A 13,804-nucleotide genomic window follows, 5' to 3' on the forward strand; every position below is an offset into this window, starting at 1 on the left:
GGCAAAAAGATGGAAAATGTGGTGATTGTTGATGCGGTGCGCACGCCAATGGGACGTTCAAAAGGCGGAGCCTTTCGGAACGTGCGCGCTGAAGACCTCTCTGCGCACCTGATGCGCGAAATTCTGAGCCGCAACCCGGCAGTGGATCCGAGTTCGCTCGACGATATCGTCTGGGGCTGCGTACAGCAGACGCTGGAACAGGGATTTAATATCGCGCGTAACGCCGCGCTGCTGGCCGAAATCCCGCACTCTGTACCGGCCACTACCGTTAACCGGCTGTGCGGTTCGTCAATGCAGGCGCTGCACGATGCGGCCCGCACCATTATGGTGGGCGATGCACAGTGCTGCCTGATCGGTGGCGTGGAGCACATGGGGCACGTGCCGATGAATCACGGTGTGGATTTTCATCCCGGCCTGGGACGCACCGTCGCCAAAGCCGCAGGCATGATGGGCTTAACTGCCGAGATGCTGGCACGTATGCATCATATCAGCCGGGAGCAGCAGGATGCGTTTGCCCTGCGTTCGCACCAGCGCGCATGGCAGGCCACCCAGCGCGGCGACTTCGCCACTGAGATTGTCGCCACTTATGGACACGACAGCGACGGCATTCTTAAACGCTATGACTTTGATGAAGTGATCCGCGAGGAGACCAGCGCCGAAGGACTGGCGGCGCTCAAACCCGCCTTCGATCCGGTGAATGGCACCGTCACGGCGGGCACGTCGTCGGCGTTGTCAGATGGTGCAGCCGCCATGCTGGTCATGAGTGAATCACGCGCCCGTGAACTGGGGCTGACGCCACGCGCCCGCATCCGCAGCATGGCAGTGGTTGGCTGTGATCCGTCGATTATGGGCTACGGACCGGTTCCGGCCAGCAAACTGGCATTGAAACGGGCGGGGTTAAGCGTCAGTGATATCGACGTGTTTGAGCTGAACGAAGCCTTTGCCGCGCAGACGCTGCCCTGCATCAAGGACTTAGGTTTGCTGGAGCTGATGGATGACAAGGTGAATCTGAATGGCGGTGCGATTGCTTTAGGCCATCCGCTGGGCTGTTCCGGCGCGCGCATCAGCACCACACTGCTGAATATTATGGAACGACGCGATGCCCGTTTCGGACTCGCTACCATGTGCATCGGACTGGGTCAGGGAATTGCGACCGTATTCGAGCGTCTGTAATACGTTGAGTCTTACTTTGTCAGATTTACCCGCCGTTAACCGGCGGGTTTTTTCTGTCTGCTACAGGCTGCTACCGGGAATCAGATAAAGGCAAACGCATCGCCATACATCTGTGACTCTACGGCGCCACGCTCGGCACAGAAACGATCGCGGGCAATCTTCGCCATCTCAAACCGTCCGGCGATGTAGATCTCATGCTCGCTCAGCGTGCTGAAGTCCTGCATCACGGCTGTCAGGACCGTGCCTGACCGACCCTGCCAGCCCGCTTCGGGCTGCTCGACGACCGGGATCACCTTCAGGTTCGGGTGCTTGACTGCCAGCGCATCCAGCTCGTCCATATCGTACAGATGCTTGAGCTCACGTCCGCCCCAGTAAATGGCGATATCGCGCTCTGGCTGTTCCGCCAGCGCGGTAAGCAGAATTGAACGGGCATAGGAGAAACCGGTGCCGCCCGCAATCAGAATCAGCGGCTTAGTGCTCTCTTCGCGCAACCAGGCGTCGCCGTGCGGCATATCAACCGTGATCTGGCGATCGTTACGGATGCGATCCATAACGGCCATGGCATAGAGGTTCAGATCGGACGCGCCGATATGCAGCTCAATGATATCTTTTTCCATCGGCGTTGAAGCCAGTGAGAACGGACGCTTGTCGCGCTCATCCATCACTACCATCAGATACTGTCCCGCGCGAAAACTGAATTCCGCTTCAGGGATCAGGCGAACGCGATAGACCGTGTCGGTAATCGCCTCAACTGAAGTTACTTTACAGCTTAACGTTGTCATGCGTTCCCTCTGTCGGGTCGTCTTTATGGTTGTGCTCGCCATCAACGCTGTGGCGGCTGATCAAAAATACCTAGCTCATCCCAGATGGCATCAATGCGCGCGGTGACCGCAGGGTCTTTCACAATGGGTGTACCCCATTCGCGCTGCGTTTCACCCGGCCACTTGTTGGTCGCATCCATCCCCATCTTCGATCCCAGCCCGGACACAGGCGAGGCGAAATCGAGATAATCGATCGGGGTATTTTCCACTAATACCGTATCGCGAGCCGGATCCATACGCGTGGTGATCGCCCAGATCACATCGTTCCAGTCACGCGCATTAACGTCATCGTCACACACAATAACAAATTTGGTGTACATGAACTGCCGTAAAAACGACCAGACGCCAAACATGACACGTTTGGCATGCCCTGCGTACTGCTTTTTAATTGTCACAACCGCGAGGCGGTATGAGCAACCCTCTGGCGGCAGATAGAAGTCCACGATCTCCGGGAACTGCTTCACCAGAATCGGCACCAGCACTTCATTCAGCGCCACACCCAGTACCGCAGGTTCATCCGGTGGACGGCCAGTGTAGGTTGAGTGATAGATAGGCTTATGGCGCTGCGTAATATGCGTCACAGTAAACACCGGGAAGCTATCTACTTCATTGTAGTAGCCCGTGTGGTCACCGTAAGGGCCTTCCGGCGCCATATCGCCCGCTTCGATATATCCTTCCAGCACGATTTCAGCGCTGGCAGGCACCTCGAGATTGTTCGAGAGACACTTCACCACTTCTGTTTTATTGCCGCGCAGCAAACCGGCAAACGCATATTCTGACAGCGTATCAGGCACCGGCGTCACGGCACCAAGAATGGTGGCAGGATCGGCACCCAGCGCCACCGACACCGGAAAACGCTCACCCGGATGCGCTTTCGTCCACTCCAGATAATCAAGCGCACCGCCACGGTGCGACAGCCAGCGCATAATCAGACGATTTTTGCCGATCACCTGCTGCCGATAGATACCAAGATTCTGCCGCTCTTTATGGGGACCACGCGTCACAGTCAGGCCCCAGGTAATCAGCGGTGCCGCATCACCGGGCCAGCACTTCATCACCGGAATGCGCGTCAGATCAACGTCATCGCCACTGAACACCACCTCCTGACAGGGTGCATTACGCAGCCGTTTGGTCGGCATGTTCAGAACCTGCTTAAACTGCGGCATTTTATCGAACAGATCGCGGAAGCCTTTTGGCGGCTCCGGTTCTTTCAGGAAGGCCAGCAGTTTACCCACTTCACGCAGTGCGCTGACCTCCTCCTGGCCCATGCCCATTGCCACGCGCTTTGGCGTGCCGAACAGATTGCACAGTACCGGCATGTCGTACCCTTTCGGGTTTTCAAACAGCAAGGCGGGACCACCGGCGCGCAGTGTACGGTCGGCAATTTCGGTCATTTCCAGTTCGGGATCGATCGACTGGGTAATGCGCTTTAGCTCACCGCGCTGTTCGAGCAGCGCGAGAAAGTCTCTTAAATCGTGATATTTCATGCGGCTTTAGCTTTCCGGCCAGAGTGAATCGGCCATTATAGGTCTGATTAAGCGGATATGCTGAGGTTTATAGTGCAGCCTCTTAAGCAGACGTCAATTTTCAGTTACCTTTTCACCTGCCAGCCGGCCTGTTAAGAAAAGTCTCAGTTTATTTTCTTTGCAGGACGCTTTACCCTGCCCCTGCGCTATAACTCTGGCAGCAGGTTTGCTATTCTTAGCGTCCATTCAATGGGAGCAGTTATGGAATCCTGGTACTTACTCTATTGCAAACGTGGACAGCTATTGCGCGCGAAGGAGCATCTGGAGCGGCAGGAAGTGCATTGCCTGAGTCCGATGATCGCTCTGGAAAAGATCGTGCGCGGAAAACGTACCACGGTGAGTGAGCCACTGTTTCCAAATTATCTGTTTATTGAATTCGATCCGGAAGCGATTCACACCACGACCATCAGCAGCACGCGCGGTGTCAGCCACTTTGTGCGCTTCGGCACCACACCTGCGACCGTGCCATCGGCCGTGATTGAAGCGCTGGAGACTGATGTCCCGCAAATCCTGCTTGATCCGGAAACCCCTCAAAGCGGCGACGAAGTGGTTATCACTGAAGGGACCTTTGAGGGGCTGCGCGCCATCTTTGCCGAGCCGGATGGTGAAACACGCTCGATTCTGTTGCTTAATCTGCTGAACAAGCAGGTGATGCGCAGTGTGGATAACAAGCAGTTCCGCAAGCTTTAAGCCAGTCTGAACAACGTCCGCGCATTCTGATCAATGCGGACCGCCAGTTCCTCAGCATTCTCCCCACGCCATGTCGCCACCTGATGCACAATATGCGGTAAAAAGCAGGGTTCGTTCCGGCGTGAAGTCGGGCGCGGACGCATGTCGCGTGGCAGCAGATACGGCGCATCGGTTTCCAGCAGCAGACGATCGGCCGGAATCAGTGGCAGCAGCTCTCGCAGTTCCAGACCACGACGCTCATCGCACACCCAGCCCGTGATCCCCACGGATAATCCCATGGCCAGACAGCCTTCAAGTTCATCACGCGTGCCGGTAAAGCAGTGAATCACCGCGCCCGGCAATTTTGGCAGCCAGGGTTCAAGCACCGCGGCGAAACGTGCATGGGCTTCACGGCAGTGAAGGAACACCGGCATGTTGAGTTCCGCCGCCAGTGCCAGCTGTGCATCAAACGCATACTCCTGCTGCTCATGCGCCGACAGGTTGCGATTAAAATCGAGCCCGCACTCACCGATAGCCACCACTTCCGGTTTTTCAGCCAGTCGACGCAGGGTACTGGCAATGTCCGTGGACCATTCGCTGGCATGATGAGGATGAACGCCCGCGGTAGACCAGCAGAAATCGGGTTGCGCTTCAGCCAGCCGCTGAGCCTGCTGGCTCTCCAGCGCATTAGTGCCGGTAATAAGCATGCCGGTGACGCCCGCATCACGCGCGCGTTTAACCACCTTTTGCCGGTCGGAGGCGAATTGCGTGCTGGTCAGGTTTACACCGATATCAAACATAATTTTTCCCACAGTTTATAAACAAAAACCGCCCATCAGGGCGGTTTGGATTGATCGCTTCCCGCCTGTGCGGGTAACGGTAACGCGGTCGGCATCAGGAGTCGATGTTCTCGTCCTCATCCTGTGACCGGCGGCCTTTACCCACGTAGTAACGGGAAAAGAATACGCCGACTTCAAACAGGCAGTACATCGGAATAGCGAGCAAAGTTTGGGAAAAAACATCCGGCGGTGTGAGCAACATCCCGACGACGAAGGCACCCACCAGAATATAAGGACGTTTCTTCTTCAGATCGTCCGGACTGGTGATGCCGGTCCAGCACAGCAGCACAATCGCCACCGGCACTTCAAACGCCACGCCAAATGCCATAAACAGCGTCATGACAAAATCGAGGTATTTGGCAATATCTGTCGCAACGGTGACGCCGATCGGCGCGGTTTTGGTGAAAAAACCAAATGCCAGCGGAAAAACCACAAAATAGGCAAACGCTACGCCGAAATAGAACAGGAAGGTGCTGGAAAAGAGCAGTGGCATAACCAGCCTGCGCTCATGCCGGTATAGCGCCGGGGCGACAAATGCCCAGACCTGATAGAGGATCACCGGCACCGCAAGAAACACCGACACAATGATGGTCAGCTTAATCGGGGTGAAAAACGGTGAGGCGACATCAGTCGCGATCATGCTCGATCCAACCGGCATCTGGCTAATCAGAGGTGCCGCGACCAGCTGGTAAATATCATTGGCGAAGAAAACCAGCACCAGAAAAATCGCTAATACTGCGACCATGCAATTCAGTAGTCGCTTACGCAGCTCAATCAGATGACTGATGAGCGGTTGAGTATCTTCAACGGCCATTATCGTTCATCACTTGCAGAAGAGGGTGGAGCGGAATGTCGCACAGCATTGGCCGGTCTGGTGGCTTCATCCGCAGGCGCCTGTGCCGGGGCGCTGGCCACGGCGGCAGGTGCGGCAGAAGATTGCACAGCCGGCGCGAATGAAACGGCTGACGGAGCCTGTGCCGGGGCAGTGGCAACAGCGGAAGGTGCCGCAGCAGGTTGCACAGCCGTGACAGCGTCTGAAACCGGAGCGGGGGCCTGTGCTGGCGCGCTGGCCTGATGTTCTGCGGTAGCCGGTGTCGCCGAAAGTTCCGCCGTGCCAGACTCAGATGCGTCTCCTGCTTCTGAAGCAGGATGAGACACGGGCCTGTGCTGGGCCGAGTGAATGGTGTTTGCCTCGTCTTCCTCTTTTTCAATGTCGATGCTCTGACTGACCGAGCGTTTCATTGAATCCGCCGTTTTACGCAGCTCTTCCATCGACTCTTTCAGCTCAGGTGAGAGCGTGCCGCGGCTCGCTTCTTCCACCTTTTTCAGGCTGTCCTGCAGCTCCTGCAGCTTGAGCTCCTGCGCCAGTTCATGTTGCACATTGGCTGCCAGCGAACGAATCGCCCTGATCCAGCCGACTACGGTTTTCACCGCAACCGGTAAACGTTGCGGGCCGAGTACAATCAGCCCGATAACGAACACTAATACCAGTTCACTAAAACCAATATCGAACACGGTTTACACCTGCTTGTCGTTCTTGGTGTCTTCTTTGGTAGCCGAAGTGTGCTGTTTATCAGCCAGCGTTTTGGCCGCGAAGTCAGCATCCTGCTCTTTCGGTTGATCCTTTTTATCGTCCTCGTCACTCATGGCTTTTTTGAAGCCACGAATCGAAGAACCTAAATCCGAACCCAGATTACGTAATTTGTTGGTACCGAACAGAAGTACAACAATGACGGCAATGATTACCAATTGCCAGATACTGATACCGCCCATGAGATAGCCTCTAATATTCTGTGAAAACGATGAGGTAATGCACCACAGAGTGCCCTTTTCAACCGGGCCTGAGCCAGCGACATTACCTTTTTTTAGACGGACGTGACAATCAGTTTGTCTTACGCCAGCCGATTAACCAGGAGACGATTCCCGCCGCCATTAACACCGCCGGGAAGAAGTCCCAGTCCGGTCGGGTGAGCAGTACAGCCGTTCCGCTTAACAGCAACGTTGCCCCGACGCCAAACAGGTAGCGCGCCTGATGGTGACGAACGCGCTGTGCGTGCATATCACCCACCAATTTATCGACGCTATGCCGTAGCAACTTGTGCTGGCGCAGGCTGTCGTAAAACAGCTCGGGCAGCTCGGGTAACTTTTCAGCCCAGAATGGCGCTTTCTCTTTCACCGCACGGATAATGGCCGGCAGACCGACTTGATCCTTAATCCACTCTTCCAGGAACGGCTTGGCTGTCTTCCACAGATCGAGCTGAGGATAGAGCTGACGGCCAATCCCTTCCACATAAAGCAGCGTTTTTTGCAGCAGGACCAGCTGCGGCTGCACTTCCATGTTAAAGCGGCGTGCTGTGTTAAACAGGTTCAGGAGCACATGTCCGAAGGAGATCTCAGCCAGCGGCTTTTCAAAAATCGGTTCGCAGACCGTACGAATCGCAAACTCGAAATCTTCGACATTGGTATCGGGCGGCACCCAGCCGGAGTCTACATGCAGTTCCGCGACCTTACGGTAATCACGGTTAAAGAAGGCGATAAAGTTTTCCGCCAGATAACGCTTATCTTCTTTGTTCAGTGAACCCACGATACCGCAGTCAATGCCGATATATTGTGGATCTTCCGGATGGTCATAGCTGACAAAGATGTTGCCCGGATGCATATCCGCATGGAAGAAGCTGTCGCGAAAGACCTGGGTGAAAAAGACCTGCACGCCACGTTCAGCCAGCAGCTTCATATTCACGCCATGGCGTTCCAGCGTAGCAACGTCAGAAATCGGAATGCCGTAGATACGCTCCATCACCATCATGGTTTCGCTGCAGTAATCTGAATAGACTTCCGGTACGTAGAGCATGCGGCTGTCTTCAAAATTCCGGCGCAGCTGAATGGCGTTGGCTGCTTCACGTAACAGGTTCAGCTCATCAAGCAGGGTTTTCTCATAATCGCGCACCACCTCGACCGGACGCAGACGGCGGCCATCCGGCAGCAGACGCGGAACCCAGCGGGCCAGGCGATAGATCAGCTTCATGTCCGCTTTGATCACCGGCAAAATATCGGGGCGGATCACTTTGATCACCACTTTCTTGCCGGTCGATTTCAGCGTGGCGGTGTGCACCTGTGCAATGGATGCCGACGCCAGTGGCTTGATATCAAAATCATCAAACCAGGTTTCAATCGGCGCGCCCATTGAGGCTTCAATCTGCGCTTTCGCTTTGACGCCATCGAAGGGCGCTACGCGGTCCTGCAGGATCGCGAGTTGATCGGCGATCAGCGGCGGGAAGAGATCCCGACGGGTCGAGAGCATCTGCCCGAACTTGATCCAGACCGGACCCAGTTGCTCCATCGCCATGCGCATACGTGCGCCGATGGGTTCATGCTGATGCAGATTCGGGATCCAGAAAACAGAGCGACGCCACAGGCGAAACAGGAATGTGAGGCGTGTCTGAGGTATCAGTTCATCAAGGCCATAGGTCAGAAACACCTTCATGATCAGATATAAGCGGCGGATCTCTCCAAAACTCATTTTGCCTCCAGCTGCGCCAGACGCGCATCAAGCGCCTCAAGCGAACGTTCCATCGCGTCGACCTCCTCAGAAAACCAGGCTAATTCCAGTGAGCCAGGCGCAACACGCCACTCTTCGGTGATAGCCTGTCCGAGATAATCCTGGCGACGCTGCACTTCGCCTGTGAAAAAGCGGAATGCCTGTTGCGAGCGCTGACTGATGCCCTGTGCGGCGATATCGCCTACCCAGGGAGCCAGATATTCTGCCGGGTCCAGCTCAGCCAGATCCATCAGCGCGGAGAACTGCTGCACTACCTGCAGGTCGCCATCAACCTGCAGCTCACCGCTGCGAATCAGCGGCGTCAGCTGCTGGCGATCGCGCAGCTTCGTCAGCGTTTTCAGCGAGGTGATCACCGTGCAGTCACTGCTATCCTGCCAGTCCGATAACACGTCCAGTTGCTGTTCACTGAAAACCAGCACCAGCGGATAAGAGAACTCAGTCAGGCGCAGCGTCAGCACTTTGCCATTCAGACGTTGCCGCGCCGGTTTCAGGCCGCGATCGCGATAGAGAATACGGTTCAGCGCCGTTTCCAGGCCCGCGGTAATCAAGGGCATCAGGTTCATTACCATCTCACTCAGAACTTAAATCCACGATGCAGCGCGACAATGCCGCCGGTCATATTGGAGTAAGTGGTATTTTCAAAACCGACATCGTTCATCATCGCTTTCAGGGTCTCCTGATCGGGATGCATACGTATCGATTCGGCCAGATAGCGATAGCTCTCTGCATCCTGCGCCACCAGCTGTCCGATACGCGGCAGAATGTGGAATGAGTAAGCATCATACGCCTTGCTCAGCGGATCCAGCACCGGCTTAGAGAACTCCAGAACCAGCAGACGTCCGCCCGGCTTAAGGACACGGAACATCGAGGCCAGCGCTTTCTCTTTTTCCGTGACGTTGCGCAGACCAAAGGAGATGGTGATGCAGTCGAAATAGTTATCGGGGAAAGGCAGAGCTTCTGCGTTGGCCTGTACGTAACTCACATTGCCAACCACACCCTGATTGCGCAGCTTTTCGCGGCCCATCTTCAGCATGGAGCTGTTGATATCGGCCAGGACAACCTGACCGGTTTCGCCCACCAGGCGAGAGAATTTTGCGGTCAAATCGCCCGTACCGCCGGCCAAATCTAACACGCGCTGACCGCGACGTACGCCGCTGCTGTCAATGGTAAAACGCTTCCAGATACGATGGACGCCAAACGACATCAAATCGTTCATCAGGTCATATTTTGCCGCTACGGAGTGAAACACGTCCGCGACTTTGTCAGCTTTTTCGCTTTTGGCGACCGTCTGAAAGCCAAAATGGGTGGTTTCCTGCTGTGATTCATCTGCCATCGGTTTTACCTGCTCCACAAACAATACTTCCCGAAGTGTATCAGAGTCACGGAAGTCAGGCACGCTGCGCCCATACTATTCGTGGAGGCGTCTCACACGCGGCTCACTCTCATCCGCATCCCTGTCGTCATCTGCATCCTCATCCGCCCGGTTTTCCGGCATGGCGCGTTCGGCCAGTTGCGGGTTGATGGGCCGTTTGATCTCCACGCCCAGCGCCCGAAATCCCTCTGTCTGCGCAATCAGGTTGCCGCGCCCCTCTGACAGCTTTTTCATCGCCTCGCGATAGCTGTTTTGCGCCTTATCAAGACTGTGACCAATGCCGGTCATGTCATCGACAAACAGCCGCATCTTGTCATAAAGCCGGGTTGCCCGATCGGCAATACGCTGTGCATTGCGGCTCTGATGCTCATAGCGCCAGAGATTATTAATGGTTCGCAACGCCACCAGCAGTGTGGTGGGGCTGACCAGCATGATGTTCTGCTGCAGTGCCTCGCCAATCAGCTCAGGCTGGCGATCAATGGCCAGCAAAAAGGCGGGCTCAACCGGGATAAACATCAACACATAATCCAGCGATCGTAAACCGGGCAACTGTTGATAATCTTTTCGGCCCAGCAGACGGATGTGCGCCCGCATGGCAGCGACATGCTCCTGAATCGCCTGCTCACGTTCAATTTCATCTTCTGCATTGAAGTAGCGCTCATAAGCCACCAGCGTCATCTTGGCATCCACGACGACATCTTTGCCCTGCGGCAGACGCACTATTACATCCGGCTGCATCCTGCCCTGTTGTTCTGACTGAATGCTCACCTGGGTTTCATATTCATAACCTTCACGCAGTCCGGAGGCTTCCAGCACGCGGCCCAATACAACTTCACCCCAGTTACCCTGAATTTTGTTGTCGCCCTTCAGCGCTTTGGTCAGGTTTAATGCCTCCTGCGCCATCTGCGCATTCAGCTGCTGTAACTGCCGGATTTCATGGGTCAGGGTGTGGCGTTCACGCGCCTCTGCGCCAAAGCTCTCATGAACCTGACGACGAAAGCCATCAAGCTGCTCACGCAGCGGGCCAATCAGCCCATCCAGACTCTGGCGGTTTTGTTCATCGACGCGACGGCCGCTGTTTTCGAAAATACGGTTGGCGAGGTTTTCAAACTGGGCGCTGAGGCGTTGTTCGCTGTTGGTCAGCAGGCGCTGTTTCTCTTCAGCTGCGAAGCGGGTCTCTTCCAGGCGGATGGTCACTTCACGCAGTTCTGCTTCCTGCGCGCTGTTAACCTCCAGCTGATTACGCAGTTCACGATTGAGCTGTTCGCTTTCATTGCGCCAGTAATCAAGCTGTTGCAGTCGCTCATTGGCACCGCTTAGTGCGCCGTGAAGCTGACGCAGTTCCTGCTCACGCTGCTGCGTCTGCTGCTGAAGCTGTTCGATTTGCTGCTGCTGGCGCTGTTGCGCCTCTTCCTGCAGACGGCGCTCGGTCTGGAAACTGGCGACCTGATGACCGGCACGTAACTGTGCCAGCATCCAGCCAATCCCTAACCCGGCAAGCGCCAGACAGGCGCTGATGATGATGTGCTGATCCATGATTTCCCCGCGACTCAGGCTGCTGAGGGAAAAGGTAGAGTCGCACTGTATGAATGTCCAGACAATTTTAGCCAGACTCAGCGGCTTACAGAGCCGCCACCGTCAGCTTTCCAGCCTGCCACGCATCAATCAGGAAAAACGGCATCGGCAGCAGCCATTCACCGTTTTTGACCTGCGCCAGATAGTGCCAGGTTGTCTCGCCGGAGGTGATCGCGACGCGCTGCCGGTTACCGTCAGCGGCGCTGGTTTTACCGGTCATACTGGCAAATCCCGCATTACTACCAACGTGAAAATGCGGCGTATTCCAGCGCACAGGCGTATGGTCAGGCCACGGCTGGGCCTGATGGAAATGAAACAACTCATCATGGCTCAGGAGGCTTTCGCGCACAGTTGGCCACAGCGCTACCTTGAGGAAATACTGGTCGGTGAAGCGTTCACTACCCTGATACTGCGCGATGAAATCACGCATCGCCTGTTCCACACCCCGGAAGACGCCGTGACAGCCGCCCCACATCCCTGCCAGCAGCAGTTCGGTATGAGAGAAGTAGTCACGCATATGGTGGAACCAGTAAGGCGACGCCAGCCAGGCATTAACCGCCGCCGCTTCGCGCTCCGAGAGCAACGAGTCGGCATCGCGCACGATAAAGCGCTTCACCGCGGTGATCGTCGAGCACCAGAAAACGCCACAGGGTTGGATACAAAGTTTTTTCATGAGACATATCGACCAGCTGGACGTGCGACTGGTCAAGGCGCTGCCAGACATGCTGCGGCACGCTGTCATCAAGATAGATGCGACAGACCCAGCCGGGATAAAACTCAGGCGCGACTTCAACGTTTTTGATTAAGGTTTCGCAGTAACGTGGCTGATCGCCATACAGGCAGAAAGCAATGACATTCTGCTGCGGCTGACGGAGATCAACAGGCTCAGGTTGCGGAGCGGGAAAGGCCATGCGCTGCCCCTGACTGAAACGTGCATCAGAACGCATCAGCGACGCCAGACCGTAACGTGCGACTTCGTCCTTTTTATCCAGCCAGCCACACACTTCGGTCAGGCCATCCAGCCAGGTTTCAGAAGCTGTAGCCTGCACAGCGGGCGGTGACTGATAAATCTTCTGATAGATTTTGTACGCTTTATTGTACTGACCCAGACGCAGCAGACAAAGGGCGTAGTCGCTCAGCACCTGCATCTGGTTGGGCATTGAGCGCAGCACCTCTTCGCAGCACTGGGCTGCCAGCGCATAGTCGCCCTGTTGCATGGCGGCACGGAAACGTTCGGCACTGCGTTCCAGGCGGGCATTGAGTGCGGCAGGATTCGCGCCGGGGAGAGGACGTCGGACAGGAATGGTGTTGCGCATAAACACTCTCAGGTTTCACTGACGTTACGCGCCATTAACGACCGGCAGCAGGTTTTGAGTCTGGACAAAAACCTGCTGCCTGACGCGGCCTACAGCAAGCGACGCGCCGCTTCGACCACAATCTTCACTGCGTCACTTTCTGTCTGTTTCATGGTGACCGCATCCGGGATCTCTTTCTGCGTGCGGTTCACAATCACGCCCGCCACCATGCCGGCTCGCAGACCCTGGCTGGCGCACATGGTTAACAGTGTAGCGGATTCCATCTCATAGTTAAGTACACCCATCTCCTGCCACTCTTTCATCGAACCTTTAAAGCGGCTGACGACGCGGCCTGAAACAGTGTCGTAACGCTCCTGGCCCGGATAGAAGGTGTCAGATGAGGCGGTGATACCGATATGGGTCTTCGCGCCACAGGCTTCTGCGGCAGCAACCAGTGCGGTGGTACAGGCAAAATCTGCCACTGCCGGGAACTCCATCGGCGCAAAATGCAGGCTGGCCCCGTCCAGACGAACCGATGCGGTGGTCACCAGTACATCGCCAACATTGATATGTGGCTGGATCGCGCCAGTGGTCCCGACACGCAGGAAGGTGCGCACGCCGAGCTGTGCCAGCTCTTCCACCGCAATCGACGTTGAAGGACCGCCAATACCGGTTGAGCAGACCACAACGGGTTTACCATCAATTTTTGCCAGCCATGAAGTAAATTCACGGTGTGAGGCGAGATGCGTGGCATCTTCCATCAGTCCGGCAATTTTCTTCACACGCTCCGGATCGCCCGGCACAATCGCCAGGGTGGCGCCCTGCAGATCGGCTTTAGTCAGGCCAAGATGGAAAACGTCAGACTGTGTCATTTTTCAGACTCCTGTTAAGGGAAGGTATCGCGCCACTCTACGCCAGCACGCCCGATAAATATGTGACAGCATTCACTTAAGAAAATGAAAGTTACATTTCCAG

The 13,804-nt window shown here is 55.8% G+C and carries 13 protein-coding genes and 1 pseudogene; 2 read left to right on the forward strand and 12 right to left on the reverse strand.

The features are described from left to right. Positions 1 to 9 precede the first annotated feature (9 nt). Positions 10 to 1,173: an acetyl-CoA C-acyltransferase FadA gene (fadA, locus tag KTJ90_RS18205; protein ID WP_039658602.1), complete on the forward strand. Its 1,164-nt coding sequence runs from the start codon at positions 10 to 12 to the stop codon at positions 1,171 to 1,173. Positions 1,174 to 1,253: 80 nt separating this feature from the next. On the opposite strand, the gene fre is transcribed toward fadA, so the two are convergent. Continuing rightward, the gene (gene fre / locus KTJ90_RS18210) at positions 1,254 to 1,955 is read right to left on the reverse strand and encodes an NAD(P)H-flavin reductase (RefSeq protein ID WP_008926461.1); all 702 of its coding nucleotides are present in this window, start codon (positions 1,953 to 1,955) and stop codon (positions 1,254 to 1,256) included. Between the two features lie 41 nt (positions 1,956 to 1,996). After that, positions 1,997 to 3,481: a 4-hydroxy-3-polyprenylbenzoate decarboxylase gene (gene ubiD / locus KTJ90_RS18215; RefSeq protein ID WP_008926460.1), complete on the reverse strand. Its 1,485-nt coding sequence runs from the start codon at positions 3,479 to 3,481 to the stop codon at positions 1,997 to 1,999. 240 nt (positions 3,482 to 3,721) lie between these two features. On the opposite strand from ubiD, the gene rfaH reads away from it, so the two are divergent. After that, positions 3,722 to 4,210 (forward strand): transcription/translation regulatory transformer protein RfaH, encoded by a 489-nt coding sequence (gene rfaH, locus KTJ90_RS18220; protein ID WP_008926459.1) that lies wholly within the window; start codon positions 3,722 to 3,724, stop codon positions 4,208 to 4,210. On the opposite strand, the gene tatD is transcribed toward rfaH, so the two are convergent. From tatD to udp, 10 genes and pseudogenes are all read right to left on the reverse strand, one after another. Continuing rightward, positions 4,207 to 4,989 carry a 3'-5' ssDNA/RNA exonuclease TatD gene (gene tatD / locus KTJ90_RS18225; RefSeq protein WP_039658603.1) on the reverse strand — a complete coding sequence of 261 codons (783 nt, stop codon included), beginning with the start codon at positions 4,987 to 4,989 and terminating at the stop codon, positions 4,207 to 4,209. The two genes, rfaH and tatD, sit on opposite strands and share 4 nt — an antisense overlap. Before the next feature lie 94 nt (positions 4,990 to 5,083). After that, complete coding sequence (gene tatC / locus KTJ90_RS18230) at positions 5,084 to 5,842, reverse strand: Sec-independent protein translocase subunit TatC (protein ID WP_192378256.1); 759 nt, start codon at positions 5,840 to 5,842, stop codon at positions 5,084 to 5,086. Then, positions 5,842 to 6,543: a Sec-independent protein translocase protein TatB gene (tatB, locus tag KTJ90_RS18235; protein ID WP_154926814.1), complete on the reverse strand. Its 702-nt coding sequence runs from the start codon at positions 6,541 to 6,543 to the stop codon at positions 5,842 to 5,844. Before tatB ends, tatC begins: the two co-directional genes overlap by 1 nt. Positions 6,544 to 6,546: 3 nt before the next feature. After that, the gene (tatA, locus tag KTJ90_RS18240) at positions 6,547 to 6,801 is read right to left on the reverse strand and encodes a twin-arginine translocase TatA/TatE family subunit (RefSeq protein WP_008926455.1); all 255 of its coding nucleotides are present in this window, start codon (positions 6,799 to 6,801) and stop codon (positions 6,547 to 6,549) included. A 109-nt stretch (positions 6,802 to 6,910) separates the two neighbouring features. After that, positions 6,911 to 8,548, reverse strand: coding sequence for a ubiquinone biosynthesis regulatory protein kinase UbiB (ubiB, locus tag KTJ90_RS18245; protein ID WP_008926454.1), 1,638 nt, complete (start codon positions 8,546 to 8,548; stop codon positions 6,911 to 6,913). Beyond that, positions 8,545 to 9,150, reverse strand: a complete 606-nt coding sequence (ubiJ, locus tag KTJ90_RS18250; protein ID WP_008926453.1) for a ubiquinone biosynthesis protein UbiJ — start codon at positions 9,148 to 9,150, stop codon at positions 8,545 to 8,547. The genes ubiB and ubiJ overlap by 4 nt, the downstream gene beginning before the upstream one ends. Positions 9,151 to 9,161: 11 nt before the next feature. Beyond that, on the reverse strand, positions 9,162 to 9,920 hold the full coding sequence (ubiE, locus tag KTJ90_RS18255) for a bifunctional demethylmenaquinone methyltransferase/2-methoxy-6-polyprenyl-1,4-benzoquinol methylase UbiE (RefSeq protein WP_008926452.1): 759 nt from the start codon (positions 9,918 to 9,920) through the stop codon (positions 9,162 to 9,164). A 75-nt stretch (positions 9,921 to 9,995) separates the two neighbouring features. Beyond that, entirely contained in the window at positions 9,996 to 11,495 is a 1,500-nt protein-coding gene (gene rmuC, locus KTJ90_RS18260) for a DNA recombination protein RmuC (RefSeq protein WP_105100016.1), read from the reverse strand. 85 nt (positions 11,496 to 11,580) lie between these two features. Then, a pseudogene (locus tag KTJ90_RS18265) lies at positions 11,581 to 12,850 on the reverse strand (tetratricopeptide repeat protein). Between the two features lie 89 nt (positions 12,851 to 12,939). Further along, positions 12,940 to 13,701 (reverse strand): uridine phosphorylase, encoded by a 762-nt coding sequence (gene udp, locus KTJ90_RS18270; protein WP_008926449.1) that lies wholly within the window; start codon positions 13,699 to 13,701, stop codon positions 12,940 to 12,942. Positions 13,702 to 13,804: the final 103 nt, after the last annotated feature.

The sequence above is a fragment of the Pantoea jilinensis genome, from assembly GCF_019104105.1.
In the GTDB taxonomy this organism is placed as follows: domain Bacteria; phylum Pseudomonadota; class Gammaproteobacteria; order Enterobacterales; family Enterobacteriaceae; genus Pantoea; species Pantoea eucalypti.

Bases quoted from the DNA above. Each gene is read 5' to 3' on its own strand.
- fadA (WP_039658602.1), top strand. From the start codon at position 10: ATGGAAAATGTGGTGATTGTTGATGCGGTGCGCACGCCAATGGGACGT.
- fre (WP_008926461.1), bottom strand. From the start codon at position 1,955: ATGACAACGTTAAGCTGTAAAGTAACTTCAGTTGAGGCGATTACCGAC.
- ubiD (WP_008926460.1), bottom strand. From the start codon at position 3,481: ATGAAATATCACGATTTAAGAGACTTTCTCGCGCTGCTCGAACAGCGC.
- rfaH (WP_008926459.1), top strand. From the start codon at position 3,722: ATGGAATCCTGGTACTTACTCTATTGCAAACGTGGACAGCTATTGCGC.
- tatD (WP_039658603.1), bottom strand. From the start codon at position 4,989: ATGTTTGATATCGGTGTAAACCTGACCAGCACGCAATTCGCCTCCGAC.
- tatC (WP_192378256.1), bottom strand. From the start codon at position 5,842: ATGGCCGTTGAAGATACTCAACCGCTCATCAGTCATCTGATTGAGCTG.
- tatA (WP_008926455.1), bottom strand. From the start codon at position 6,801: ATGGGCGGTATCAGTATCTGGCAATTGGTAATCATTGCCGTCATTGTT.
- ubiB (WP_008926454.1), bottom strand. From the start codon at position 8,548: ATGAGTTTTGGAGAGATCCGCCGCTTATATCTGATCATGAAGGTGTTT.
- ubiJ (WP_008926453.1), bottom strand. From the start codon at position 9,150: ATGAACCTGATGCCCTTGATTACCGCGGGCCTGGAAACGGCGCTGAAC.
- ubiE (WP_008926452.1), bottom strand. From the start codon at position 9,920: ATGGCAGATGAATCACAGCAGGAAACCACCCATTTTGGCTTTCAGACG.
- rmuC (WP_105100016.1), bottom strand. From the start codon at position 11,495: ATGGATCAGCACATCATCATCAGCGCCTGTCTGGCGCTTGCCGGGTTA.
- udp (WP_008926449.1), bottom strand. From the start codon at position 13,701: ATGACACAGTCTGACGTTTTCCATCTTGGCCTGACTAAAGCCGATCTG.